Consider the following 26,088-nt stretch of genomic DNA (forward strand, 5'->3'; position numbering starts at 1 on the left):
CAGCGGTCGACGCGGCCGACGTGATGGGGGCCGGCGACGCGTCGGCCGACGACCTGCCACCGGAGATCCCGCCGGACGAACCTCCGTCGGGCGGCGGACCGGACGTCGACGACCCGGCACCACCGAGCCCCACCCCCACCCACCCCCACCCCACTCCCCTTTCCCCGTTCCACATTTTTCGGCTGCATTCACTCTCGATCCGACAGCGTCAGCGTCGCCGGCGACCAGCGAGTCTCCCGTCGAACGCGACGGATCGGACCGATACGTCACCGAGAGATCGGCAGTCGTCGTCTGATTAGCTGTAGGACGGTCATAACAAAACACTCACTGGCTCACCACCGAGTGATGCGTCGGAGACACGCCTTGACTGCGACAGCGACGAACACGCCACAGGACGCCGCCGTCCCGCCGGATCGGGGCGCGGTCGCGACGCCACCACGGGAGCAAGTGGCGCCACTCCGGGTCCTCGTCACGATCCAGCACCCCGCACACGTCCACTTCTACCGGCCCGTCATCGCCGAGCTTCGGGCCGACGGTCACGACGTGCGTGTCTGTACGCGGGACAAAGACATCGCGACCGATCTGCTGGACGCGTTCGACATCGAACACGAGGTGCTCGCGGGATCGGGGACCTCGACGGTGAGTCGGATCGGTGTCCAGGCGAAATACGAACTGCGGATGCTCGCGCTGGCGCGACGCTACCAGCCCGATGTCGTCACTGCGATCGGCGGGGTCGCTGCCGCACACGTCGCGAAAGCAGTGGGGTCAAAGAGCGTCGTCCTGACCGACAGCGAACCCGCGACGCTGACCAATCGACTCGCCTTCCCCTTCGCCGACGTGATCTGTACGCCGGCGTGGTACGACGGCGAGATCGAGGGTCAGCACGTCCGGTACGAGGGACTTCACGAACTCGCGTATCTCCACCCGGATCGGTTCGAACCGGACCCCGAGGTCGTTCGCAGTGCTGGCGTCGACCCCACCACACCGTACTCGGTCGTGCGGTTCGTCTCGTGGGGTGCCCAGCACGACGTGGGCGAGGGCGGACTCTCGCGGGCCGGCAAGGAAGCGATCGTCGAGACGCTCGCCACTGCCGGTGACGTGTACATCACGTCCGAGGAGCCACTCGACCCGCCGCTCGATCAGTACCGTCTGCCAGTCGATCCCGAGCATATGCATCACCTGCTCGCGTTCGCACAGGCGTACGTCGGCGACTCACAGACGATGGCGACCGAAGCAGGCCTGCTGGGGACGCCCGCGATCCGATGCAACTCCTTTGCCGGCGACGACGACATGGCGAACTTCAGATTGCTCTCGGAGTACGGGCTGGTGTACTCGACCGACGACGAGGGACGCGCTCGCGAACGGGTCGAGGACCTCCTGACGGAGAGCGACGGGCATGCGTGGCAACGCCGTCGCGAGGCGTTCGTCGAGGAGACCATCGACGTGGCGTCGTTCGTCCGTGACGTGCTGGTGGCGGTGGGAGCATGAAGGTCCTCACCGTCGTCGGTGCGCGCCCGCAGTTCGTCAAGTCCTTCCCGGTCTCGCGTGCGCTCGAACCGGACCACGAGGAGGTACTGGTCCACACCGGCCAGCACTACGATCAGGAGCTATCGGACGTGTTCTTCGAGGACTTCGATCTCGACGCGCCCGCGTACAACCTCGGGGTCGGCTCGAACACCCACGCCGTCCAGACCGGCGAGATGATGCGTCGACTCGATCCGATCGTCGCCAGAGAGGACCCCGACGCGCTCTTGCTGTACGGGGATACGAACTCGACGGTCGCCGGGGCGCTCGTCGGCGCGAACCGCGACCTGCGAGTCGTCCACGTGGAGGCCGGACTGCGAAGCGGAAAGCGTTCGATGCCCGAGGAGACCAACCGGATCGTCACCGACCACGTCGCAGACGTGCTGTGTACGCCCTGCGATGGGGCCACCGAAACCCTCGCAACCGAGGGGATCGAGGATCGCGTCGTCCAGACTGGCGACGTGATGTACGACGCGATCCTGTGGGCAAAGCAGATCGCCCACCGCGAGTCGTCGATCGTCGAGCGCCTCGGCGTCGACGACGGGTTCGTCCTCGCGACGGTCCACCGACCGCGAAACACCGACGACGACGAGCGTCTCGCTGCGATCGTCCGGGCACTCCGGGAGATTTCCGACCCAGTCGTCTTTCCCGTCCATCCCCGGACGGAAGCCGCGCTACGCGATCAGGGCCTGTACGACGTAGTCCAGTCGTCGTTGTGCTGTATCGACCCCGTTGGCTACCTCGATTTCGTCCGCCTGCTTTCGGGGGCCGACCGCGTCGTCACCGACTCGGGTGGCGTCCAGAAAGAGGCGTTCTTCCTCGAAACGCCCTGCGTGACGCTGCGCGAGGAGACCGAGTGGAACGAGACGGTCGCTCACGGCTGGAATCGACTGGTCGGAGCGGATCTGGAAGCGATCCACGACGCGCTGGCGACGCCCGTCGACGCCGCGACCCACCCCCAGCCCTACGGCGACGGCAACGCCGCCGAGCGCATCGTGGGGGTGTTGGCTGATGAATGACGTGCTCATGCTCGTCACCAACGAGAAGGCGACGTTCTATCGCCACCAGATCGACGCGCTGGAGGCGCTCGGTCTCAACTGCGATACGATCGCCGTCCCGAACTCCGAAGAGGGAGCGCGGCCGCTCAGTCACTACGCACGATTCTACGGTGCGACGCTGCGACAGTCGCTCTCGGAGTACGACGTAGTCCACGCAAACTACGGTCTCACCGCGCCCGCGGCACTGGCTCAGCGTCGCCGCCCGGTCGTCCTTTCGCTGTGGGGGTCTGACCTGCTCGGCTCGTACAGCCAGCTCTCGACGTGGTGTGCCAATCGGTGTGACGAGGTCATCGTCATGTCCGAGCAGATGGCACGCGAACTCGACCGAGATGCCCACATCATCCCCCACGGCGTGGACACGACGACGTTCAGCCCGTCCCCACAGGCGAGCGCTCGCGAGAAACTGAACTGGGATCCCGACGCCCGAATCGTTCTCTTTCCGTACGATCCGAATCGCCCGATCAAGAACTTCGCGCGGGCGCGGTCCGTCGTCGACACGGTCGCCCAACGACTCGACGACCGCGTCGAGCTGCGGACCGTCACCGGCGTCGAACACGAGGAGGTACCACGATACATGAACGCAGCAGACGTGATGTTGCTGACCTCTCGCCGTGAGGGGTCACCGAACACGGTCAAAGAGGCACTGGCGTGTAACTGTCCCGTCGTCTCGACGGATGTCGGTGACGTCGCCGAGTACGTCGCCGATCTCGACTACTCCGGGGTGTGTGCCGACGACGACGAACTCGTCGAACGACTGCTCGCGACGCTCCGGGCCGCCCCGGTCTCGGAAGGACGCGAACAGGTGGTCGGTCTCGGGCTGAACGAGATGGCGAAAAACATCGTCTCCGTGTATCAGGAGGCCGGTGCGACGGGGGTACAGATCGATGGCTGAGGCGACGACCGGCCGACTCCCGGTCGAGCCGGACGTGTTCGTCGTGTCGCTTGGCCTGCTCGCGGCCATCGTGTTGTTCCCGCTTCGCTTCCTCTCTGGACAGCTGTTCATCCAGGTGCTCCCGCCGCTGGTCGGAATCGCCTGTGTCGTCTACCTGCTCGGGCGATATCGTGACGCCGACGACGGACGTGCGTTCGAACGGTTGCGTCTGGGTACCGACGGGCGGGTCGCTGGCGGGCTGACCGTCCTCGGGATCGGTGCGCTCGCACTGCTGGGCGCAGTGCAGGGCGGCCGGACGGTCACGTTCCTCGCCGCCAGCGGCATCGTCGGGAGCGCGATCCTCGCACAGATTCTCGTTCTCGACGACGACGCCCTCAGTCCCGGTCTCCTGCTCGCCCAGATCATCGGGCTGGCGCTCGTCGTCAGGTACACCGCGCTGTTGACGACGCCGGGGCTGGTCGGCGTCGATAGCTGGACGCACCTGACCGACTACGCCGCAGCGATCCGAGCCGAGGACTCGCTGGCCGCCATTTCCGACGTGAAGTACCGCACAGCGCCGCTGTTCCACGTGCTCGTGGTGGTCGCTGCCGACGCGCTCGACGTGGGGCTGCGCACGGCCACCTACGCCTCGCTCGGACTGGCGCTCCCGCTGGCGACGCTACTGTGCTACGCGACGGCGCATCTCCTGTTCGAGGAGCGCTGGGCACTGGTTTCGGCCGCCGTCTTCGCGATGAGCGACCACGTCGTCAGATGGGGCGTCCACATCATCCCGACGAGCATGGGACTGGTGTTCTTCGTCGGTGCGCTGGCCGCGGCGACGCGCCTCCTCGGGGGCGACACGCGCCTGTCGTCGTCGCTGCTGGTCGCCGGATTCGGCATTGCAACCGCACTCACACACCAGATCTCGGCCTTTATTCTGCTCGTGGTGCTTGGCGTCGGTTCGGTCGTCCAGCTCGCCGCCCCGGTGTTGCCGGGGGCGGATCGAGACGGTGGGTCACTCTGGCCGCTATTCGTCCTCGAAACGGGGGTCGTCGTCGGTCTCTGGTCGATCACGCCGTACCGCGACAGCGTGTTCGTCACGGAACTGCTGGCGACGGTCGACCGGGCACTCGCTACCTCGGTCGGCTTTCTGAACCTCGTCGGATCGTCGTCGGGGGCAGATGGGGCCGGAGCCACAGCCAGTGCGGGCACGCCAATTACCATCGCCTTCGCCGATGCGCTGGGCTTCTTCACGCTCTTTTTCGTCGTCGTGTTGGGGTCGGTTGCCGTGTTCCACGCCCGGAACGCCGCCCCGTCGACGGCGATGTATGCCATCGCAGCCGGCGTGCTCGCCTTCTTTACCTTCGGCTTGCCCCTGTTCGGATTCAACACCTTCCTGCCGGGACGCTGGTACGCCTTTATGTACGTCCCGATGGCGGTCGTCGCTGCGGCGGGCTGTCGGTTCGCGGTCAGACGGCTCTCGCCCCGGACGGCGATGGCGGGCCTGCTCCTGTTCGCGCTCGTCCTCCCGGGCGCGATGGCGTTGAACCACAAGGGGACACCCGACAACCCCGTCTTCGACGAGGAGTACGTCACCTACGCGTACGGCGAATCGGAGCTTGCAGCCGTCGAGACCGTCAGGGCGACACGCGCGGACAGTTCGGACCCGCTCTACACCGACCACCCCTACCGGACGGTGTTCGAGCGGACCGGCGCGGCCCCGGCCAACATGCTCGCGGTCGAGGACGGTGCGATCGTCCACGACACCGTCGTCTACCGCGGGTACCAGTCACGCGGTGCGCCGGTGGTCATGGTCGGGAACGCCTCCGCGACGCGACAGCTCTCGCCAGCGGAGGTGTGTCGGCCGACGATGCACCGACTGTACACCAACGGCGACGTGATCGTCTGTACTGGCATCGACGGCATAGACGGAGCATAACAATGGCTGGCGACTCACAATCCCGGTCAATGTCAGACGGAACGGTTCACGCGTCGTCGGTGGGGGCACCGACACTGGGCGGTGCACTGGACATCGGCGCAGTGGTCGGTCTCGCGCTGATCGGGGCCGTCGTGCTCACCATCCAGCCGGGGCTGCCACTGGTACTCCGGGGCGCGCTCGTCCTCCCGCTGTTGCTCGTCGTCCCGGGATATGCCGTCGTCGCGGCGCTGTACCCCGCAGCCCACGAAGCCACGGCTGCCGGTGTGATAGAGCCGACGCTGGCCGAACGGCTGGGCCTCGCGGTCGGACTGTCGATCGCTATCGTCCCGGTCGTCGGCATCGTCGTCGACGCCGTCTGGTCGCTGACACTCGTGCCAGTACTCGACGGTGTCGCAGCGGTCACCATCGCAGCGGGTGTCGTCGGACTCGTCCGGCGGACGCGCCTGCCGGTCAGCCAGCGGTTCCGTGCGACGGCGGCGATCAGAACGGCCTTCACCGGCGCGCGGACCCGGCCGAAGACACAGCTGTTCCTCGTCGCGGCGGTACTGGTAAGTGTCGTCGCGGTCGGTGCCAGTGGCGTCGTCGCGACGAGCGGCGACGGAGAGAGTGCCACGGAGTTCTACCTCACGACCGAGGGACCGGGCGGCGAGCAAGTGCTTGCGACCAACGAGACGATCGGCAACGAATCCGTCCACCGCCTCGTCGTTCACGACGCCGGCGAGTCACGAACGAGCTACACCATCGTCGCACGGACGGGACACATCACGACCGAGGGCGTCACCGACCGACGGACGCTCGGCCAGACGACGGTGACGCTCGACGCCAACGGGACGGCGCGGACGACGTACGACCTCGACCTCGAACGGGGCGAACGTCCGCTCGTGCTCGTCTACCTGCTGTACGAGGACGAACCGCCCACCGATCCGAGGCGTGACAGCGCCGTCCGATGGCTGCGCGTCCAGATCGGGTGACCGAGCGCCCGCTCCTTTTCGATCACGTACTGTTGCTCGACGTCTTCGAGCGCCGCGAGAGACCACACGAGAAAGCGCTGACAGCGACCGCTACTGCTTCGACCCGTCCGACTGCCCGATCGAGACGTTCTGACGGACGACGTTGGAATCGACCATCGTGATCGGCTCGCCGGTCACGTCGAACGACGTGTCGGCGATCAGGCAGTCGTTGGACTGTTCGAAGCGAGCGCCCGACCGATTCGATCCCGGCTGCTCGATCCGTGAGTGGCGGATGCGCGTGCCGTTGCGGTGCTTGATGTCGATGGCGTGCTCGGTCGCGGCGTTGCCGCCGACGGTGACGCGCTCGATGATCGGACCGCGCTGGCTGTCGGCCGGCTTGAGCGCGTGGATGGCCGGTACCCCGTCGGTGTCGACGGAGACTGTCGTGTTCCGAATCGTCGCCTGTCCAGCCTCGGAGTGGAGCACGATCCCACCTGAGCTACTCGGGACGCGTCCGCTGATCTGTACCTCGCAGTTCTCGACGAGCTGTCCCTGTCGCGCCCGCATCCTGATCCCGCGGGGGTCGAGCCCGTTGTGGTGGCGCGGCGGGACCTCGTCGACGATCACGGTCGCGTTCTGGACGCTGGAGTCAGTCGAGCCGAGCCTGACGTTGGCGATGTTGTTGTTCTTGTACCGCCCGCCCAGCACGTGGACCGGGCCGTTCGAGCCAGAGAGGCCGTCGATTCGGCCGGGCGAGGAGGCGTAGATGCCGTTGTTCGGGAAGTTCTCGACGACACAGTCACGGAAGGTGAGCGTGCCGGCGTGAGTGTGGCCGACGTAGATGCCGACGGAGTCCGACCCGTCGATCGACCCGCCGGTCAGACGGATGTTCTCGACGATGGCCGAACTCTCCGGGTCGACGACCTCGAAACGGAAGCCCGACACGTCGGACGGGTACTGCCCCCGGACGGTGACGTTGCGGAATTCGAAGTCGTCGGTCCCCAGCACGTACACCATCCCGCCGTACCCCTCTTTTCGGTAGTCGAGATCGATCCCCTCGAACAGGAACCGCTTGAGGTCGACCAGCCGAAGCAGCGTCGTCCCGAGTTCGCGAGCCGGCGCGGACGGGACGAACGACACGTCCGCACCATCGACCGCCCGCAGTCCGACGTTGTGGAGGTTCGTCAGCGAGAGGTGATCGACGGCGTAGATCCCCGCCGGGAACTCGATGACTGTGTCGTCTGCGGCGTGTTCTTCGATCAGTTTCGTGACCGGCTGTGACCCGTCCGATGCCCCGCCCACCGACGTGATGTCGATCACCTCGTCGAAACGTGACTGGGCGTCCGTGGTCGTCTGTGCCGGCGTCTGCGTCGCTGTCCCCCCGGAAGTGCGAGTCTCGTCTGGTGGCGTCTCCGTCCCGGTCGAGGCCGTCTCCGTCTCTGGATCGCGACCCGGACAGCCGGCGAGCGAGCCGGCGGCTGTGGCCGCGAGTGCGAGGAAGGCACGGCGAGACCGGCGACTGGACGGATCTCGTGACACGTGCGGGGATGAGGGGTCCGACGGTATTGTAATGAGAGTGATACCGCCGGTAGGACCGGCTTACGCCGGGTCGCCCTCGGGCTTATGTCAATTCGTCTTCCCGATACCCCTCGCTTCGCTCGTCGAGCGTCTCGTTGCTCGCGTGTCGCTCCTGTCGTCGCTCCCGCTCGCCTTGTCGAGGACCGTCGCTCGCCGTGCTCGCGACGCTCCTCGCTCTCACCGCGGCGCGCCGATATCGAGCGCCGGTTCGTCGCTGCCGTAGTGGTTCCCGTCGAAGGTGACGTTCTGCCAGCTACTGGTGTGGACCTGCGTGATCGCACTGCCGTCCCAGCCCTCGGGCGACGATTTCGGTTCGTTGGGGTTGTAGAACCAGTTGCCGTGGATGTCGGCCACGTCGCTCGGAGTACCGCGGATGGCGACACACTCCGTGCGGCCGTTGTCCTGCACGTGGGTGACGGCCTCGACGGTGTTGTGGTGGATGTCGATGGTCGTCCCGCCGGGGCGGTGCATGTCCATCACGTGGTCGACGGCGTCCGGCCCGAAGTGGTTGTAGCGGGCGGTGTAGCCGTTACCGCCGCCGCTGGCGATGCTGTGGCGGTTGTAGTTGAAGTAGTTGTACTCGATGATCGGGTGGCCCGAAGTCGTGCTGACACCGTAGCCCAGTCCGTCCATCGGGTTGTGGTGGATGTGGTTGTGGTGGACGTGCGTGTCGCCCGCGGGGCGGACCGAAGCGTGGGTGAAGCCGTAGATCTCGTTGTTGTCGATCTCGACGTTACTGCCGCTGACGCGCAGGCCCATGTCGACGGCGTCGGCGTTGTACTCGCGGTAGGAGTAGCTCGGACCGCTGACGCGCAGGCCCGTGACGCGCGCGCCGCCTTCGATCCAGAACAGCGGCCACATGATCGAGGTCGTGTAGAGGTGTCCCCCAGCGGCCCCGTTGATCCCGCGGTCACTCGCGAGCGTGACGCCGCTTGGGACGGTGAGTTCGCGAGAGCCGAGGTTTAGCTCGGCGCTGCCGTCGACGTAGACCACGTCGCCGCTGCTCGCGCGCCCGAGTGCGTCGACCAGTTCCGAGACCGAGCTGACCGAGTGGTCCGCTGCACTCGGCTGGACGAGGTTGTCGTAGCCGTCGCCGCCGCCGATCACTGCCGAGGACGGTGCGCCGCCCGTGCTGGTGTCGGTCGTGGTCGTCGAATCGTCCGGCGGCTCCTCGCCCGTCAGATCGTAGGCCGTGATCTCGTCGCCATCGAGGTACAGCGAGTAGTCGCCGTCCATCGGACTGAAGTCGGTCACGTCGCCCGTGATGGCGAAGGAGTCGCCGTAGCCGTTACCGGTGTAGCCCGACACTGTGAACGTACCGTCCCCGTTGTCGGCGATCACGTCGTTCTCGGTTTCGGCAGAGCGCCGGCCGGCGTCGAGCACTTTCTCGACCGCCCCGTCGACGGTGAACTCGTAGGAGACCTCATCCTGCGAGACGACCGCGAGCGTCCGAGTCGGCTGACTCTCACCGACGAGTTCGTAGGGGCCGATCTCGGAGCCATCGAGCGTGATCGATACGTCGCCGTCTTTGGGCGTGAAGTCGACGACGCTGCCGAGGAACTCGTAGGAGTCACCGTAACCGTTGCCGGTGTAGCCAGTGACGGTCCAGGTGCCGTCGTCGTTCTGGGTAACGCGGTCGTTGAGCGTCTCGGCCGACATGCTGCCGGCGTCGGTGACCTTGGTGATCTCGCCCGTCGTCGTGAGTTCGTACGTGATCTCCGTCGGCGACGAGAGGACGATTTCGTGCCGCTCCTGCAGTTGGCCGCCTGCGTCCGGGCCAAAAGAGAACGTCGAGGGGCCATCGAGCGTGAGCGCGGTTACGTCACCCGTGAGTTCGTAGCCCGCGAGACCGTTCGAAACCGTCCCCTCGACCGTTCCATCGGAGATCGTGTCGTCGACATCGGCGTCGGTCGACAGTCGGCTCACCGTGCCCGTCGTCTCGATAACGTAGCTCCACGTCGCGTTCGAACCGTCCACGACGAAGGTCTCGCTGTCGGTCTGTGCAGAAGCGGTACCCATCGTCAGCGAGGCGAGTGCGGTCCCACCGAGGACTTTGAGCGCGCCGCGCCGGTTGAGTAGTGGTGTCTTACTGCCGGTATGGTCAGACTGTTCATCAGCCATGTTCGAGTAGCACGCGATTATACACCTAAGAGTTCTGACGGAATGGGCGTGCGTTACTCGTAGAATACGACCACCATACCGTAGTTTGCGTACTGCTTTGTTGCGGATAGGGGTGATTACTGCCGGGTAAGTGACGGGGCGCGGGGAGTGTGCAGGTCGGCCACGGTCACTTGCGAACGGGTCCTAAGAGCACCTTACCAAGGCCGTAGGATACAGTTACCGCCCGAAGAGATGCCACACCGGGAGAGAAGAGCATCGACCCAGTGCCGTGACGGCCGAGGCGCATTACGCAGGCGGTTCGTAACAAAACCGCAGTCCGTCGATGCCCGAGGTATGGCTGGTCAGCGAGGTTCGCCACGACAGGGAGTGGTGGTGCCGGCGATCGATACGGCGAGTAGTACGGCCGCAGTCCGGTCGCTCGGGCGACGGTCGATCCCGACGGTCACCGTCTCGGAGCACGAACGGCCACCCGCGTTCGACTCGCGATACTGTGACGAGTCCGTGGCGGTGCCGGACCCGACCGCCGACTTTTCGGGCTACGAATCGGCGCTCCTGTCGCTCGCCGAACGCGAGGACGTGGCGACGATTCTCCCCTTCAGAGAGCCAGACATCTACGCGCTGGCCCGGAATCGGGAAACCCTCGCCGAGCACGTCGGGACGCCGTGGTCGACACTGGAGACGCTCCAGCAAGTGCAGGATCGCATGGAGCTATTCGCCGCCGCGGATCGGGCGGGCGTCGCGACCCCGCGCACCCGGACCTTCGACGAGTGGGACGACTGGGACGAGGAGTGTATCGTCAAGCCACGCTACACGTTCCGCGCACCGGAGTACGCCGACCGCTTCGACACACCGGAGACCCAGTGGAGTTCGACGGAGTACGTCGAACCGGGCGAGCGCCCCGACCGCGAGGCGACCGTCGGGGAGATGGGTCACGTCCCCCTCGTTCAGGACTACGTCCCGACCGGTGACGAGTACGGCTTCTTCGCGCTGTACGATCACGGGACGCCGGTCGCGACCTTCCAGCATCGCCAGCGCCGGGGCTGGAAGTACGCCGGCGGGCCGAGCGCCTACCGCGAATCCGTCGACATCCCCGCGCTCGAACGGTCCGGGCGCGCGCTGCTCGACGAACTCGACTGGCACGGCGTCGCCATGGTCGAGTTCCTTCGGGACCCACGGAACGGCGAGTTCAAACTCATGGAGATCAACCCACGGTTCTGGTCGTCGCTGCCCTTTACCGTTCAGGCTGGCGTCGACTTCCCGCTGCTGTACTGGGCGCAGGCCACCGGTCGCGAGATCGAAAGGCCACCGGAATACGAGGTCGGGATCGCCGGCCACCTGCTCCACGGCGAGGCCCTCCACCTCTACAGCATCCTCACCGAGGAGTACCCACTGGTCGAACGACCGTCCTTCCTCGGACGCTCGCTGGCAGTGGCTGGCTCGGTGCTCAGCGACCGACGCTTCGACTATCTCAGTCGCGACGACCCCGGACCGTTCGTTCGGGACCTGCGCAACGCGGTCGGGCAGGTGACGAGTGCTGCCGCCAGCGACCCACGGGGCAGCCCCGCGTCGAGACTCGCCACGGCGATCCAGCGCCTGTTCGTTCGGGAATAAGCGGGCCGCTCCTGTTGGGACACAGTCACGACACTACTGGATGCGAACAGTGTTGGTCGTCGATTTATGCCGTTCCCGCCCGACTGTCTGGTATGGTCGAGGTTGGCGTCGTCGGAGCGGGCGTAGGCGCAGCGGCACTCAGTTACGTGGTCGACGGGACACTGCCGACCGCCGACGTGACGGTACTGGAGAAGTCGGGCGGTCTCTGTGGGCGAGCGGCGACCCGTCGCCACGGGGACCTGACCTACGACTACGGCGCGAACTACCTGAAATCGGACGACAGGCGGGTGAACGACCTCGTCGAGGACGTGCTGGGGACCGACGGTCTCGTCGACGTGACCGAACCGATCCACACCTTCGACGCGGACGGCACCGTCTCGCCGGGCCGGGACAGCGACGACCACAAGTGGAGCTACGAGACCGGCCTGACACAGATCGCAAAGCGCCTGTTCGCCGAGACCGACGCGACGATCCATCGGCGCACGCGCGTCGAGACGATCCGGCGGTCGGCGGATCGCTGGCACCTCACCGACACCGATGGCGGCCGCTGGGCGTTCGACGTGCTCGTCCTCAATCCCCCGGCCCCACAGACCGCGGCGCTGCTTGCCGAGGCCGACTGGGAGCACGACCTGCGCGGGACGCTCGCGAGCGCCGCCGACGCCGTCGACTACCGGACGATCTGGACGGCCGTCCTGCACTACCCCTTCGAGATCGATCGGTCCTACTACGCGCTGATAAACACCGACGACGCCCACGACGTGGGCTGGATCGCTCGTGAGGAGTGCAAGGCCGGCCACGTCCCCGACGGCGAGACCCTGCTGGTCGTACAGGCCAGCCCCGACTGGTCGCGAACGCACTACGACGACCCACCGGCAGAGAACGTCGCCGAACTGGCCGCAGCGACGGCCGATATCGTCGGCGACGACCGTCTCGGGGACCCGGACTGGTCCGACCATCAGGGGTGGCGCTACGCCCTGCCCGACGACGCCGTCGCCAGCGGTCCGGTCGAATCGGCCCGCGAACACGGCCTGTACTGCGTCGGTGACTGGGTCGCGGGCGAAGCGCGCGTTCACGCAGCCCTTCGTAACGGGCTGGACGTGGGCGAACGGCTCGTCTACGCACAGTGACCGTCCGACGGCCATGGTCGTGGGCGGTCGACCGCCCGCAACACACGATCCCGACAGCTATAGCCTCCGGCAGACAGAGACACGCCTGTGCGAACGATGCCTGAACTGTCGCCGCCGAAGCTACCCGACAGCGCGCCGCGACTCTGGGCGCTGTGGGCGGCCGCCCGACCCAGTCAGCTGTCGCTGGTCGTTCTGGTGTACGCACTGGGCGCCGGAATCGCGACGAGCGGGCCGCCACTGACCGGTCCGGGGTGGGACGGTCTCGAAGCTGACGGGTCGTCACTGCTCTCGGGCTTGCTCGCGCTCGTGACCGTCACGGTTGCGATCCACTACGCCAACGAGTACGCCGACGCCGACACCGACCGGCTGACCGACCGGACGCCGTTCTCCGGGGGCAGCGGCGCGCTCGACCGGACGGGACTACCCCGACGCTATCTCGGGCGTGCGACCGTCGTCACGTCGGCCGCCAGCGTCCTCGCCATCGGCGGCCTCGTCGCGGCCGGTAACCACACGCCGGCGGCCATCCTCGCGACCATCCTCGGTCTCGGACTCGCCTACTCGCTCCCGCCGGTGGCGCTGATCCGACGCGGCGTCGGCGAACTCGTCAACGCCGTCCTCGGTGGTCTCTTGCTCCCGCTGTACGGCGTCAGTGTCGTCGCGACGCCGAGACCGGGTGCGGCCCTGGCCGTCCTCCCCTTTGCCCTGCTCGTGGGCTGTAACCTCTGTGCGACACACTGGCCCGACCGCGAAGCCGATGCACAGGTCGGGAAGCGAACGCTGGCAGTCCGGTGGTCACCGCAGGGGCTGCGACGACTCTACGCCACGCTCGCCGTCGCGGCCGGGCTGACCGTTCTCGTGCTGTGGACGACTGAAATCGTGCCCACTCTGGTCGCGCTGGCGCACCTCCCCGCCGCCCCATTCCTCGTGTGGGGCTGGCAGACGCTCACACGGCAGCGCTCGCCGCTACCCCCGGTCGCGGCGATGGTTCTGATCGCAGCGACCACGACGGGTGCGTGGTGGTGGCTCGGCGTGGGATGACCGGCGGAGAAAGGAGATCGAAGCGACGGTTCAGGCCGTGTACTGCTCGATCATCGACCGAAGCTGATCTTCGGGCTGGGCCCCGACGATCTCCTCGGCCTGTTCGCCATCGGCAAAGAGGACGAGCGTCGGCACGCCACGGACGCCGTAGGTACTCGCCAGACGCTGATTGGCGTCGACGTCGACCTTCGCGACGACCGCGTCGGTCTCGGCAGCGAGGCGTTCGACGACCGGTTCGAGCATCTGACACGGCCCACACCAGTCGGCATAGAAATCTGTCAGGACGACATCGTGGTTCGCCACGAGTGCGTCGAGATCCGCTGGACTCCCCACGTGGACTGGTTCGTCGGTCGCGATCGACTCGTTCGTCTCTGTCTCGGTTGTCATCGTCGAAGAGAGGGACCGACTGGTGTTAAGAGTTTTGCCCACAATAGACAATACCGAGGAGTGTCGAGGCAGCAATCTGACCCCGTCGGACCGGGGCGTGGCGTGCGTCGTCATGTCCGCCCGAACGCTCGATTCGATCGGCCCAGATCACCGCTAGAGTCGGTGAAAGATGTTTTACCGACCGAATAGAGATTTACAGAGTTCTACGTGGTTACGGTCGCTTCGAAGCACTGCCTGCAAGCACTCTCGTGCCGTGAAACACCCCGATACCCCATCTATGGAAGATACGCCGAATCTGTCGGCCCATCGAGTCCCGCTGGGTTCCCTCCCCGGAGATGAGTGAGTTTCTCGCCAAAATATTGTGCACTAATCGTGCAATTCTATAGAACGCTTTTCCAGTCGTCGACCGCTCTGCCGGACTCGGGCGGTCGAGGAAGTCGAGCGACTGACCGCCTCGTCGCAAGTCCGAGAGGCCCGATTCCGACTACTCCTGATCGCGCGCGTTGACTGCGAGGACCGGCGCATCGGCGTGTCGGATGACCCGCTCGGCCGTGCTACCGATGAGGAATCGACTCATCCCGGTCCGGCCGGCCGTCCCCATCGCGATCAGGTCGATGCCCTCGGTCTCGGCGTAGTCGAGCAGGTCTCGTGCCGGGAACCCCTCACGGACCGCGGTGACGGCGTCGAGACCCCGCTCGCGGGCGGCAGTCGCGACTTCCTCGGTGGCTCGCTCGCCGCGCTCTCTGAACGACTCCAGCAGTTCCGTCGGTAACGTGTAGTTGGCACCGGTCGACAGATCGCTGACGTTGACGACGTTGACGGCGTGGACGCGCGCGTCGGTTCGCTCTGCGACCGCGAGACCGTGGTCGAACGCCACACCGGCCGCTTCGCTCCCGTCGGTCGGGATCATGATGTCGTCGTACGTCTCGACGGTACTGGCTTCCGATTGGCGGACGGTCAACACCGGCACGTCGGCCTGCCGCACGACGCTCTCAGTGACGCTGCCGGAGATGTACCGCCCGAGTCCAGTGCGACCGTGGGTCCCCATCGCGATCACGTCGACATCGTTCTCGTCGGCGTACGCGAGGATCGCATCGTCCGGTGTCCCCTTCACGACTGCTGTCTGGATAGCGCTTCCGTCGAACGTGGCTTCGATCGCTTCGACCGCACGCCTGCCCTCCGCTTCGAGATTGTCGATGAACTCCTCGTCGACGCCACCGGCATCGAACGGGCCGGCCGCGGCCTGCACGTCGACGACGGAGACGACGTGGACCGTCGCATCGAACACGGTCGCGAGATACTGGACATGGGCCGCCGCGTGTTCCGCGTGCGGACTGCCGTCGGTGGGAACGAGAATGGTGTCGTACATCCGTCTAGTCGTTTCGACTCACGGGACCCGTATAAATCGCGCCCCCTATCACCACAGCGTGAGAAGCAGTGAGTGACCGAAGTGGTCAGCCATCGAGGACCAGCAGCCTCGCGTACATGGTTCGTCCAAAACTCACGGAATGAGCGAGCTCTGAGGGATTTGAACTACTCCACTTCGGTCGCTCCACTCCCTGATGCAGATCCCTCAGTGGTTTACACACCAGCGGCTCGCGTGTTTGCGAGCCGCAGGATGAGCGAGCCCTGAGGGATTTGAACCACGCCCACTTCGCTCCCGGTGGTCGCTCGTGGTCTGCACAACACCCTCGGCTGTGCGTGATTTGTTCCTCGCGTCCGCTCGTCACAAAATCACGAGCCCTGAGGGATTTGAACCGGAGCCAGACGTGCTCACTTCGTTGCGCGCGACTGGCAGGGTTCAAATCCACAGCCGTTCGCGGGGCTGTCGCTCACGAATTTGTTCGCGACAGCAAGCGAGCCCTGAGGGATTTGAACCCCCGGCAACGTGGTCCGAAGCCACGCACTCTGTCCAGGCTGAGCTAAGGGCCCTGTAACCAATGCTATGCAGGGGTCTTGATTTAAACCCCCCGATTCGACGGCACCGCCCCATGTGTTTCCATCCCACGATCGGCGGCAAATCCCGAAAAGAAATAAATGTTGAATCGAAAAGGACTGGATAGCCGACGGCGGTGTCGATCAGGTACAGGCCACATGGAGCACTACTGATGTACGATCTGGGGGAACAATTCGAGGGGGAGACAGTCACGGAAGGGACGAACATACTCGTGACTGGGCCGCCATTGACCGGCAAGCGACAGATCGCGTACGAGATCCTCCGCCATGGTCTCGACAGCGAGGAGGGTGCCATCGTGATCACGACCCGCGACAGCGCCGAGCGGGCACTCTCACAGTTCGGCGGCGGTCAGGAAGAGGGGGAGCGTCCGATCGGCGTCGTCGACTGCGTGACCGAGCACATGGGCCGGTCGACGACCGATACGCTCACCGTGAAGTACGCGTCTTCACCAGTCGACATGACGGGGATCGGGATCGGTTTCTCGAACTTCATCGAGTATTTCTATGGCGAACTCGGGCGTGAGCGAAACCGAGTGATGGTCGACTCGCTGTCGACGTTGTTGATGTACGCGACCCTCCAGACCGTGTTCGAGTTCATGCACGCGATCACGAGTCGGGTCGACGATGTCGACGCACTCGGCGTTCACGTCATCGAGTCGACGGCCCACGACGAGCAAACGCTGCACACCATCGGACAGTTGTTCGACGGGCGAATCGAGGTGGACGAAACCGGTGTCGTCGCCGTCGACCTGCCGAACGACGCCGGGCCGACGAACCCCTGATCGACGGCACGTTTTTGGCCGCACCACTGGTAGCGTCGAGTATGCCGGTCGAATCCGACGACGAACTCAGAGCGATCCTCGAACACGACACCATCGCTGTCGTGGGCTGCTCGACGACGCCGGGAAAGGCCGCCCACGACATCCCGGCGTACATGCAACGCCACGGCTACCGGATCATCCCGGTCAACCCCTTCGCCGAGGAGATCCTCGGCGAAACGGCTCACGACTCGCTGGCCGACGTCGAAGCCCAGATCGACATCGTCGACGTGTTCCGGCCGAGCGAGGAGGTGAGCGGGATCGTCGACGCCGTCCTCGAACGTGACGACGTGGCAGTCCTCTGGACGCAACTCGGGATCCGAGACGACGACGCCGCGGCGCGTGCGGAAGAAGCGGGCCGACAGGTCGTACAGGACAGGTGTCTGAAGGTCGAACACGGCCGACTGTGCTGATAGTGTGAGCGCACGCCGGCAGGTGCACTCATCCCCGAACGGCTACTGTCCGTCGGCAGAGTCGTCGCTTGCCGCCTCGTCAGTGTTCGTTCCGGCCTCGGCATCGCCGATCACGGTCTCGCCCTCGGCGTCCTGAATGACCGCGTCTGCGACGGCGCTGTCGACGTCGATGTCGTGCTCCTCGGCGATTGCTTCGAGCAGCGTCCGGTGTTGTTCGAGTTCCCGCTCGATCTCCGAGACCCGCTCGCCCGTCTCGTCGACGGTCTCCCGGAGTTCCTGCATCTGCTCGATCATGTGGTTGATCCGCTTGTACATCTTTTCGGCCAGATCGGCGAGTTTCTGGACCTTCTTGGCCGTGCTTCCGAGTCCCATGGCCGGGGCAAGGCGTGTCCCCTTTGTGGCCCTTTCGACTCCCGAGCCAAGCAAGAGTGGAACGGAACCGACAGTATAAGACCGACGGGCCGACGAGTATCGGGTATGAATCAGGTGCGACTCGCGCCGACCGTCGGAATCGTCGCCGCACTGGCCGTCATCGCTGTGTTGGCAGCACCTTACGCCATCGTCGAGGGCGGCAGCGGCGTCGGCACCTACTTCGCCGCCGGGGCGATCAACCCCATGGTCGTCGGGCTGTTCGCAGCGGTCGCGATCATCGTCTTCGCCGCCGGCCGTCAGGGGCGCTCACCGCCGGATCTGGTCGCCGGCGCGACGCTCGTCCTCGGGATCTTCATGACTGCGCTGGCACTGTTTTGGGCCGTCAGCGTCCCACAGAGTGTCGTCACACAGCTCTCGACGGCGACCGTCCTCCAGTACCACCGCGGCGCGCTCGTCGTCGTCTCGCTTGGCGTGCCCGCCGCCGCTCTCTGGTACGCCCGCGCCCTGCGAATCTTCTGACGACTCGGTCGACGCGGCCGCGCCGTCCGTGCCTTCCGAAAGGTCCTTAAGTGGTCGTGGCGGACTTCGAAGTGGACTAGGTCGAGGGGTTAGGCCCCTCTCCTCGCCCGCGATATGGTCTTGAGCGGGGACCGAACTCGGGGGCGTCCGGTATGCCGGACGCGGGCCCCGTGAGCTAACGTCGAAGCCTCGTCCAACGGGGACAGCGGTCCACTCGGCTGCGCCTGCAGGGGCGTTCGTCGGTGGTTAGACGAGGGCATGCCGCCAGGCACGGAAGTGAGCAGCGGACCCTCGAACACCTGTCGCTCGTCGGATCGCGGGGTGGAGGAGGCAAACGGGACTACCCGCGCCCGAACGCCGGGCAAACTCGGTGTCCACCTCATTCATACCGCTACCACCGTTTTCGACAGCGGGTGGGCTATGCGCCGCGCATCGCCCGTTCGCATGGTTGCGGACCAGAAGTCCCGCACTACTTGCGGAAAAACGTGGTTCTGTCGAGCGAAGTGAAGTAGGCTTGGCAGCCCTTGCTCTGACACTTCGAAAGCGGCTGAACGTGAGTCGACGGCCGCTTCGAGGAACGACAGCTCGAAAGCGCCCCTAGAAATCGAAGGCTGCTGGGCTATGCAAGCACCCAAGCGCATAGGTGGAAAAAGCCGCCGACCTGTTGCTTTGCTGAACACGAGACGGTGAACAGACTGACGATCAGGCAGAACAGAGAGAACGAGAACGCCGTCGGCCGAGTGATTAGCTGCCTTTCGAGACTTTCTGACCATCGAAGATTATCCGTGAGACTCGCTCACGGCGTTCTTCGTCGTCATCGTCGCTATATTCTCGTGGCATCTTGTTTACCCATACTGCTTAGTGGTGTATATAGGTTGGGTTGATAATCACTCCAGAGTCAACTCCAGTTGGTCGAATACGTCTACGATCTGTGATAAATAGCCAGAGGCAAGCGTGATTGCGAACAGAGCGAGAACCGCTACGGCATCCAGTACGAGAGGCACTGCAGTTACGAGTGCCGAATATGTTCCAAGTGCGAGATACGTCAAGGCGTACATCAATAGAAGCAACATGGAAGTCGAGTAGAACGCATTGAGCGTTTGTGTCGCCTCGTTATTATTTATCCATTTCGCGTAGCTCTTGATGAGAACTCGGTTGAGTTCCTCTTCAGTCAAATCCTCCTCTAGAGTCGTGATTATGTTTTGATGACTGATGCCTGGTCGAAAATCGGACGCCGTGTAAGTGAGACCGGCAGCGACAGTCGAAAGGATAAGAAGAAGAACACCAGTGCCGAGGTAGATATTGAGAAATGAATCGAGATTGAGAGTGTCTGTTCGTGTAGAGAAGGTGAGCGCAGAGATATACAGACCGACCAGTAGCACGTTCACCCGCAAAATCCGAACCGCTTTCGTGTCGATATCATTTAGGGTTTCCACTTGGGCGTCAACGGTCTTCCTCGCTTCGGCAATGCCAGTCTCCAAGGCGGGGTCCTTCGATGGATTGTATTGAATCGTTGCTAGCTCCTGTGAAAGCTCGTGCCCGTCTCCAAAGGCAATAGAGAAGAACGCAAGTGAGATACCGACAGCACCGACGAGAACACCGACGATCACCATCCCCTGTTCAAACGGGAGTGTCGACGAGAGTATTGGAGACGTGAAAAAGAGGGCGAAAAAACCAGAGACTGCAAGATCACCCCTTTGAAATCTCATTTACTATTTGACCATATAGAGACGGTTTATATTTAGCGGATCGAACTCGGTCCGAGACTGGTCGATTCGAATGCTGGATGCGCTCAACCGAAGCCGAACGAACACCACCTATTGGTCTGGCGAACGCACCAACTTCGTCTTCGATTCCGAATACCCTGAGCTGTGAGTTCGTGTGTTCAGGGTCATCGGACGTGCGACGACAGAAAGCTTTGATACCGTCGCCGACTTGTTAGTGATTGTGAAGGAATCCGAACAACAGATCATCGACGACGACATGCGAGAGAGTGTCGTGAGCGCCACGCGGACGAGTCTGGGCGACACCATGCGCAGCATCGTGTACTTTACGCCGACGGATTTCGACGTGCTCTACGTCCGTTCCGACCTCTACCGGTCAGAGGAGGACATGCGGGAGGCGAAGGGCCAGCTCGTGAAGTTCGAACAGGTCGGGTTCGGTGAAGTCCCGGTACGGACTGCAATCGCCGAGCGGCCGTCCGGCTCGGACATCGGGCCGTACAATTTCACCGTGCGATTCCACGAGGACGGGTTCGTCGTCAGGGTGATTCAGGACGAGGCTGGCGTCCTCTTTACCGCTGACAGCATGGACGTGGCAGCGTTCGAGGACGCGGCGAGCGCGCTCCGGCGGCTACTCAGTGACGAATAGAGACGATTCAACGGAGAGACGAAAACAGAAGGTCGAGACGACCTAATCGTCGGCAGCAGGTTCGACGAGACCGTCGACGTTAGACAGTTCCAGTCCGCCGCCGATGGTGCGGTTCGGGTACGGGATGTCGATGCCTTCCTCGTCGAAGCGTTCCTTGACCGCTTGGACGTACTCGCCGCGGATCTTCACGAAGTCCGCACGCGAGGGGTCGGCGATCCAGATCCGAGACTGGAGACCGACCGAGGAGTCGCCCAGCTCCACCAGTCGGACGGAGGGAGCGGGGTCGTCGAGAATCTGTGCGTGGTTCGTAGCCTCTTCGACGATAATCTCGGTCGCTTTGTCGATGTCGTCGCCGTAGCCGATCCCGAAGTCGAACTTCAGACGGAGCTGGTCTTTGGCGACCGGGTTCTTGATCACGCCGTCGGTCAGCTGTGAGTTCGGGACCGTCAGGAGTTCGTTGTCGAAGGTCCGCACGCGAGTGACACGCAGGGAGATGTCTTCGACGACGCCGGCGTTACCGTCCCACTCGATCCAGTCACCGATGCGGAAGGGGCGGTCGGTGAAGATGAAGATGCCGGCGGCGAAGTTCGAGAGCACGTCCTGCATCGCGAAGCCGATGGCGAGGGTCGCCGCGGCGGCGATAGTCGCCAGCGACTGCAGGAAATCACCGTAGTCGGCAGTGCCGAAAGCGACAGCGATGGCGACGAAGACGATGACGAGACTGACGAGCTTCTTCAGTGGTTTACGGGCGTGCTCGTCGAGGTTCCGCGATCGGAGTGCCCGATTGACGATCGGGAGTACGACGACACGGCCGGCCACGTAGATGAGGACGAACGTGAGGACGAACGTGAGCGCCGCGCCGATCGACTGGGCGTACGGGAGTCCGATGCCGTCCAGGATCCGTGCGATCGGCGTCAGATCTCCCTGCATCATCGCTCGAACACCGCCGTGTGCCCTCGCGTCTGTGCGACGGATGCACTGGCGAGGTCAGCAAGCTTCTCGGCTTCGTCTTCGGTGGTCGTCCCGCCCAGTGACGACCGGAGGAATTTCACCTTCACGAAGTCGCGGTCGTCGAGTTGGTTCGAGAGTTCGTCTGCGACTGATTCGACGCCGTGCTTGCCCACGCGCAGGGTGGCGTCGAGGTCGTGAATTCGTTGGCGACGGTCCTTGTTGCTCATATAGTGACCTGATTGCGGGCTCGCATCCTTAAACCCTTATCCAATAACGGAACTCAGTCGTACGGGTAGCGCGCCTGCGTGCCACAGTCACAGGTCACCACCACGTGACCGTCCCGAGTCCTGACGCGGGCGTTGACTCCGGGTCGCAGATACGCGTCACAGGCGTCGCAGGTAAAGCGCTTGAACTGTCGGGGGAGAGCGAGACGATGGCGCTCGGCGACGCGACGGGCGCGGCGAACGTACTCACGAGCGCGCTCGTGGCGACCGTCCGTGGCGGCCTCGCAAGCGAGATCGTGGAGGCGCGCGATGCGCTCGCGAGCGATTTCGGTCTCCCCAGTCATCGCCAGCAACTGCGCCGACCCGACGGGAATACGTTTCGCATCCGATCCGACAGCCCTTTGTCCTCGTCTGTAGGACAGATTCCTGTGCGCGCGCTCAACTATCTCGAGGTCGCGGGGTGGCTGGACCGCAGTGGTATCGGCACGTCGGTCAAACACCAGCGGGCGGCACTCGAAGACACCGGCGTCGAGGTCGTCACGTCGCCGTGGGTCGGCGACGACCCCGCGAGCGCCATCGGGTCGAAGCTCACCGGCGGCCGTGCGTTCACCGACGTGGATCTGGTCCACTGTAACATGATCGGGCCGGGGACCGCCGCGACGGTGCGACACGCAAAGCGGACCGACACCCCCGTCGTCCTCCACTCCCACGTCACGCGCGAGGACTTCCGGGATAGCTTCCGGGGGGCGAACGTCGTCGCGCCGGCACTCGGGAAATACCTGAAGTGGTTCTACTCACAGGCCGACCTCGTACTGTGTCCCAGCGAGTACACGAAGGGCGTCCTCCAGTCGTACCCCATCGACGCCCCGATCCAGCCGATCACGAACGGCATCGACCTCGAACGGCTGGAGGGGTACGAGGGCTTTCGCGAGGAGTACCGCGAACGCTACGACATCGACGGACTCAGCGTCTTCGCTGTCGGCAACGTCTTCGAGCGCAAGGGCCTCTCGACCTTCTGTCGGGTCGCACAGCGGACCGATTACGATTTCACGTGGTTCGGGACCTACGAGACCGGGCCAAGCGCCTCCGGCGCGGTCCGTCGGTGGACGAAAAATCCCCCAGCGAACGTCACCTTCTCGGGGTGGGTCGACGACATCCGCGGGGCCTACGGCGCGGGTGACGTGTTCATGTTCCCCGCGAAGGTCGAGAATCAGGGCATCGTCGTGCTGGAGGCGATGGCCTGCGGGAAGGCCTGCGTGATCTCCGACATCCCCGCCTTCGAGGAGTACTACGAGGACGGCCACGACTGCCTGATTTGCTCGACCGAACAGGAGTTCGTCGACGCACTGGAGCGCCTCGAAGCGAACCCCGACCTCCGGGAGCGACTCGGTGAAAACGCCAGAGAGACGGCCCGCGAACACGGACTCGACCGAGTCGGCGACCGTCTCTCGGACATTTACGAGGGGCTGGCGGCCGGCGACGTGCCGGCGACGGCCGAGTGGAGATAGCAACGGGTTTAGGCGTGGTGGGTCAAGCGTCGGCGATGGCACTGCCCCGGGTCGCCGCGTTCACCGACACCTACCTCCCGACCGTCAACGGCGTCACTTACACCGTCAAGACCTGGCGCGAACAGTGGGCACGCCGTGACAGCCAGATGGACGTGGTCTACCCCCGGAGCGACCACGAGGCGACGCTCGGAGAACATCCCGTGTCGAGCCTCCCGTTTCCCTTCTACGAGGGTTTTCGCGTCGCAGCACCCACGATTCCGGCCGAGATCGAACGCGCCGACGTGGTCCACGCGCACACGCCGTTCAGCCTCGGCATCGCAGCAAAGCGCTTCGCCCGCAGCAGCGACTGCCCGCTCGTCGCCTCCTACCACACGCCGACCAGCGAGTACGCGGAGTACGTCTCGGTCAGCGAGCACTTCGAGCGCCTCATCGGCGGCGCGGCCGAGCGCTACGAGCGGTGGTTCCTGAACCAGGCCGACGTGGTGATTACGCCAAGCGAACGCACGGCCGAGCATCTCCGTGCGACCGTCGACGTCGAGACACCGATCGAAGTGCTGGCGAACGGCGTCGACACCGATTTCTTCACACCCACCGAGACGGCTGGCTTCCGTGAGCGACACGACCTCCCCGACGGACCGCTCGTGGGCTACACCGGGCGTCACGGCTTCGAGAAGTGTCTGGACGACATCGTCGCCGCCGCCGAAGGACTCGACGTGACGCTCGTGTTCGGTGGCGACGGGCCGGCACGCGAGGCTCTGGAAGCGACCGCGGCAGACGCCGACGTGGACGCCCACTTCCTCGGCTTCCTCGACCGCGAGGAGTTGCCCGAACTGTACGCCACACTGGACGTGTTCGCGTTCCCCAGCCCCGTCGAGACGCAGGGACTCGTCGCGCTGGAAGCCAACGCCTGCGGGACGCCCGTCGTGGGCGTCGACAGCGGGGCATTGAGCGGGACGGTCGATCACGGGGAGACCGGCTTCAGGTACCCGGAAGGGGATGTCGCGGCGTTCCGCGCGCAGATCCAGCGCGCCCTCGACGAAAACGACCGCCTCCGGGAGACGTGTCTGGCCCGACGCGAAGAGACCAGCGTCGAACACTCGGTCAATCGGCTGGCAGACATCTACGACCGCGTGCTCTGACCGATCAGAAGTCGTCGAGGCTCGTTTGTCCCTGTGTGCTCGTCTCCGCACCGTCGCTGTGTCGCTCGCGGTTCGAGAACGACCCGCGTCGACGGACTCGGTCGGTGAGCGCCTCGTTCGCACGGTCGTCGAGACGAGCGTACAGCGTCCGGGCGGCGTCAGCGCGCGCCTCGAAGTCGACGACGGGGCGTGGGTAGTCCTCACCGATGTGAGTACTACACTCGTCCTGCACCGAGAGGGGTGTCTTTTCGGGACACGGAAGGTGTGCGTCCGGCAGCGGGGCCAGTTCGGGCACGTACTCGCGAACGAACTCGCCGTCCGGGTCGTACTCGCGACACTGCTTGGCTGGGTCGTAGACCCGGACCGGATGGACGCCGGTGAGGTTCGTCTGAGACTGCCACTGCGTGTAGTTGATCGCGGCGTCGGCGTCGATCAGATGATGGTACATGAAGTCGGCACCGCGTTTCCACCACTCCCGAAGGACGTAGACGAAAAACGAGGCGACCATCGCGCGCATCCTGAAGTTGATGAAGCCGGTCTCGACGAGCGCCCGCATCGCCGCGTCGACCATCGGAAAGCCGGTCTGGCCGCGTTGCCAGGCCGCCACGAGGTCGGGGTCGTGTTCGTCCCGAAACAGGCCCCGAAACACCGGATTGACCGAGCGCTCGGTCCAGCCCGGCCAGTCGGCCAGTTTCTGGTGATAGTGGCGATTCCAGTAGAGTCGCGAGATCATCATCGAGACGCCACGGCCCTCGGGCAGGGCCGTGATCCGCTGGTACACCTGCCGGGGCGAGAGTGCGCCGAAGGCGAGATACGGTGACAGTCGTGACCCACCGGTCTCGGCGGCGGCCGGCGGTGAGATGCTCCCGGGGTACTCGGCGATCCGGTCGCAGAAGGCATCGAGCCGTTCGTTGCCGGCCATCGTCCCACCGCGTGGAACGTCGCGCTTCTCGGGGTCGACCGACCACCGCGAGGCGACGGCGTCGACCGCCGTCTCGCTGTCGATCGGATTCGTATCGAGGGAATCGGGGCGCTCGGCCAGCGGTGCCTCGAAGTACCGTTCGCACTGCTCGCGCCACCCCTCGCGGGTGTCGACCGCCACGGTCCCATCCCGGTATCGGTCGTCGGCGTATCGGAGACCGTCGTCGGCGACGGCAGTGGTCTCGTCCCACCTCCGGACGGTGTTCCCGACGCGCTCGCCGTAGCGCGCCGTCGGATGACGATTGTAGTACAGCGCGTCGGCAGCCCCATCGAGACACGCCCGCAGTCGCTCGCGTGGGTCGCCGACGAGGAGCGCCAGGTCACTCCCGAGATCACGATACTGCGCTTGCAGATCCGTCAGACACTCGTGGAGAAACTGTAAGCGAGCATCGCAGGCGAGACCGCGCTCCCCGTAGTATCGCGGGTCGACCACGAACACGGGCGCGACGGCATCGACCTCGTCGACAGCGGCAGCAAGCGCCGGATTGTCGACCGTTCGGAGGTCTGCCCGGTGCCACAGAATCGCGGTGTCTGTCACACCCTCCAGTTGTGGCGCCACCGACTAATACTGTCTCCCGAGTGGCGGATCTGTCGCGATAACAATCGTTACTGGCTCGATGTCGCCAGACGAAA

Annotated in this window: 24 protein-coding genes, 1 tRNA gene, 1 other RNA gene and 1 pseudogene; 16 read left to right on the forward strand and 11 right to left on the reverse strand. The window is 64.8% G+C overall.

Annotated elements, in window-relative coordinates; translation table 11 throughout:
* The 6 genes and pseudogenes from AC5FRW_RS07520 to AC5FRW_RS07545 form a co-directional block, all read left to right on the forward strand.
* Positions 1-299, forward strand: a pseudogene (locus AC5FRW_RS07520) (hypothetical protein); the annotation flags it as partial.
* A 64-nt stretch (positions 300-363) separates the two neighbouring features.
* Positions 364-1,488 carry a DUF354 domain-containing protein gene (locus AC5FRW_RS07525; protein ID WP_493567827.1) on the forward strand — a complete coding sequence of 375 codons (1,125 nt, stop codon included), beginning with the start codon at positions 364-366 and terminating at the stop codon, positions 1,486-1,488.
* Complete coding sequence (wecB, locus tag AC5FRW_RS07530; RefSeq protein ID WP_493567828.1) at positions 1,485-2,543, forward strand: non-hydrolyzing UDP-N-acetylglucosamine 2-epimerase; 1,059 nt, start codon at positions 1,485-1,487, stop codon at positions 2,541-2,543. The genes AC5FRW_RS07525 and wecB overlap by 4 nt, the downstream gene beginning before the upstream one ends.
* Positions 2,536-3,474, forward strand: a complete 939-nt coding sequence (locus AC5FRW_RS07535) for a glycosyltransferase (RefSeq protein WP_493567829.1) — start codon at positions 2,536-2,538, stop codon at positions 3,472-3,474. Before wecB ends, AC5FRW_RS07535 begins: the two co-directional genes overlap by 8 nt.
* Complete coding sequence (locus AC5FRW_RS07540; protein WP_493567830.1) at positions 3,467-5,392, forward strand: hypothetical protein; 1,926 nt, start codon at positions 3,467-3,469, stop codon at positions 5,390-5,392. Before AC5FRW_RS07535 ends, AC5FRW_RS07540 begins: the two co-directional genes overlap by 8 nt.
* 29 nt (positions 5,393-5,421) lie before the next feature.
* Positions 5,422-6,363 (forward strand): DUF8471 domain-containing protein, encoded by a 942-nt coding sequence (locus tag AC5FRW_RS07545; RefSeq protein ID WP_493567831.1) that lies wholly within the window; start codon positions 5,422-5,424, stop codon positions 6,361-6,363.
* Positions 6,364-6,453: 90 nt separating this feature from the next.
* Here AC5FRW_RS07545 and AC5FRW_RS07550 read toward each other — a convergent pair whose 3' ends face one another.
* Both AC5FRW_RS07550 and AC5FRW_RS07555 read right to left on the reverse strand, forming a co-directional pair.
* Positions 6,454-7,881: a hypothetical protein gene (locus AC5FRW_RS07550; protein WP_493567832.1), complete on the reverse strand. Its 1,428-nt coding sequence runs from the start codon at positions 7,879-7,881 to the stop codon at positions 6,454-6,456.
* A 216-nt stretch (positions 7,882-8,097) separates the two neighbouring features.
* Entirely contained in the window at positions 8,098-10,041 is a 1,944-nt protein-coding gene (locus tag AC5FRW_RS07555; RefSeq protein ID WP_493567833.1) for a hypothetical protein, read from the reverse strand.
* A 333-nt stretch (positions 10,042-10,374) separates the two neighbouring features.
* On the opposite strand from AC5FRW_RS07555, the gene AC5FRW_RS07560 reads away from it, so the two are divergent.
* The 3 genes from AC5FRW_RS07560 to AC5FRW_RS07570 all read left to right on the forward strand — a co-directional run bounded on the left by AC5FRW_RS07560 (position 10,375) and on the right by AC5FRW_RS07570 (position 13,817).
* Positions 10,375-11,652: a carboxylate--amine ligase gene (locus tag AC5FRW_RS07560; RefSeq protein WP_493567834.1), complete on the forward strand. Its 1,278-nt coding sequence runs from the start codon at positions 10,375-10,377 to the stop codon at positions 11,650-11,652.
* 92 nt (positions 11,653-11,744) lie between these two features.
* Complete coding sequence (locus tag AC5FRW_RS07565; protein ID WP_493567835.1) at positions 11,745-12,779, forward strand: NAD(P)/FAD-dependent oxidoreductase; 1,035 nt, start codon at positions 11,745-11,747, stop codon at positions 12,777-12,779.
* A 96-nt stretch (positions 12,780-12,875) separates the two neighbouring features.
* Entirely contained in the window at positions 12,876-13,817 is a 942-nt protein-coding gene (locus AC5FRW_RS07570; protein WP_493568240.1) for a prenyltransferase, read from the forward strand.
* A gap of 30 nt (positions 13,818-13,847) precedes the next feature.
* Here the strand turns inward: AC5FRW_RS07570 and trxA are convergent, their stop codons facing one another.
* From trxA to AC5FRW_RS07585, 3 genes are all read right to left on the reverse strand, one after another.
* Positions 13,848-14,204 (reverse strand): thioredoxin, encoded by a 357-nt coding sequence (gene trxA, locus AC5FRW_RS07575; RefSeq protein ID WP_493567836.1) that lies wholly within the window; start codon positions 14,202-14,204, stop codon positions 13,848-13,850.
* A 484-nt stretch (positions 14,205-14,688) separates the two neighbouring features.
* On the reverse strand, positions 14,689-15,573 hold the full coding sequence (locus tag AC5FRW_RS07580; RefSeq protein WP_493567837.1) for a universal stress protein: 885 nt from the start codon (positions 15,571-15,573) through the stop codon (positions 14,689-14,691).
* A 488-nt stretch (positions 15,574-16,061) separates the two neighbouring features.
* Positions 16,062-16,136, reverse strand: a tRNA-Arg gene (locus AC5FRW_RS07585).
* A 176-nt stretch (positions 16,137-16,312) separates the two neighbouring features.
* On the opposite strand from AC5FRW_RS07585, the gene AC5FRW_RS07590 reads away from it, so the two are divergent.
* Both AC5FRW_RS07590 and AC5FRW_RS07595 read left to right on the forward strand, forming a co-directional pair.
* Positions 16,313-16,942 (forward strand): RAD55 family ATPase, encoded by a 630-nt coding sequence (locus AC5FRW_RS07590; RefSeq protein ID WP_493567838.1) that lies wholly within the window; start codon positions 16,313-16,315, stop codon positions 16,940-16,942.
* Between the two features lie 41 nt (positions 16,943-16,983).
* The gene (locus AC5FRW_RS07595; protein ID WP_493567839.1) at positions 16,984-17,391 is read left to right on the forward strand and encodes a CoA-binding protein; all 408 of its coding nucleotides are present in this window, start codon (positions 16,984-16,986) and stop codon (positions 17,389-17,391) included.
* 42 nt (positions 17,392-17,433) lie between these two features.
* On the opposite strand, the gene AC5FRW_RS07600 is transcribed toward AC5FRW_RS07595, so the two are convergent.
* Positions 17,434-17,763, reverse strand: coding sequence for a DUF5798 family protein (locus AC5FRW_RS07600; RefSeq protein WP_493567840.1), 330 nt, complete (start codon positions 17,761-17,763; stop codon positions 17,434-17,436).
* Between the two features lie 105 nt (positions 17,764-17,868).
* Between AC5FRW_RS07600 and AC5FRW_RS07605 the strand changes: the two genes are divergently transcribed.
* The gene (locus AC5FRW_RS07605) at positions 17,869-18,282 is read left to right on the forward strand and encodes a DUF7548 family protein (RefSeq protein WP_493567841.1); all 414 of its coding nucleotides are present in this window, start codon (positions 17,869-17,871) and stop codon (positions 18,280-18,282) included.
* Between the two features lie 69 nt (positions 18,283-18,351).
* Positions 18,352-18,662, forward strand: an RNA gene (gene ffs, locus AC5FRW_RS07610) — signal recognition particle sRNA.
* 507 nt (positions 18,663-19,169) lie between these two features.
* On the opposite strand, the gene AC5FRW_RS07615 is transcribed toward ffs, so the two are convergent.
* Positions 19,170-19,991 (reverse strand): hypothetical protein, encoded by an 822-nt coding sequence (locus AC5FRW_RS07615; protein ID WP_493567842.1) that lies wholly within the window; start codon positions 19,989-19,991, stop codon positions 19,170-19,172.
* A 235-nt stretch (positions 19,992-20,226) separates the two neighbouring features.
* On the opposite strand from AC5FRW_RS07615, the gene AC5FRW_RS07620 reads away from it, so the two are divergent.
* Positions 20,227-20,652 carry a DUF7522 family protein gene (locus AC5FRW_RS07620; protein ID WP_493568241.1) on the forward strand — a complete coding sequence of 142 codons (426 nt, stop codon included), beginning with the start codon at positions 20,227-20,229 and terminating at the stop codon, positions 20,650-20,652.
* A 42-nt stretch (positions 20,653-20,694) separates the two neighbouring features.
* Here the strand turns inward: AC5FRW_RS07620 and AC5FRW_RS07625 are convergent, their stop codons facing one another.
* Genes AC5FRW_RS07625 through AC5FRW_RS07635 form a run of 3 tightly spaced genes read right to left on the reverse strand, consistent with a single transcriptional unit; the run spans position 20,695 to position 22,171 of the window.
* Complete coding sequence (locus tag AC5FRW_RS07625) at positions 20,695-21,585, reverse strand: mechanosensitive ion channel family protein (RefSeq protein WP_493567843.1); 891 nt, start codon at positions 21,583-21,585, stop codon at positions 20,695-20,697.
* Complete coding sequence (locus AC5FRW_RS07630) at positions 21,582-21,830, reverse strand: YhbY family RNA-binding protein (protein WP_493567844.1); 249 nt, start codon at positions 21,828-21,830, stop codon at positions 21,582-21,584. Before AC5FRW_RS07630 ends, AC5FRW_RS07625 begins: the two co-directional genes overlap by 4 nt.
* A gap of 53 nt (positions 21,831-21,883) precedes the next feature.
* A complete protein-coding gene (locus tag AC5FRW_RS07635) occupies positions 21,884-22,171 on the reverse strand; it encodes a ribonuclease P protein component 4 (protein ID WP_493567845.1) in 288 nt (95 codons plus the stop codon).
* An 84-nt stretch (positions 22,172-22,255) separates the two neighbouring features.
* On the opposite strand from AC5FRW_RS07635, the gene AC5FRW_RS07640 reads away from it, so the two are divergent.
* Positions 22,256-23,335 carry a glycosyltransferase family 4 protein gene (locus AC5FRW_RS07640; RefSeq protein WP_493567846.1) on the forward strand — a complete coding sequence of 360 codons (1,080 nt, stop codon included), beginning with the start codon at positions 22,256-22,258 and terminating at the stop codon, positions 23,333-23,335.
* 35 nt (positions 23,336-23,370) lie between these two features.
* On the forward strand, positions 23,371-24,474 hold the full coding sequence (locus AC5FRW_RS07645; RefSeq protein ID WP_493567847.1) for a glycosyltransferase: 1,104 nt from the start codon (positions 23,371-23,373) through the stop codon (positions 24,472-24,474).
* 4 nt (positions 24,475-24,478) lie between these two features.
* Here AC5FRW_RS07645 and AC5FRW_RS07650 read toward each other — a convergent pair whose 3' ends face one another.
* The gene (locus tag AC5FRW_RS07650) at positions 24,479-25,993 is read right to left on the reverse strand and encodes an FAD-binding domain-containing protein (protein WP_493567848.1); all 1,515 of its coding nucleotides are present in this window, start codon (positions 25,991-25,993) and stop codon (positions 24,479-24,481) included.
* Between the last annotated feature and the right edge of the window lie 95 nt (positions 25,994-26,088).

It is taken from the genome of Halomicrobium sp. HArcht3-1 (assembly GCF_058933345.1).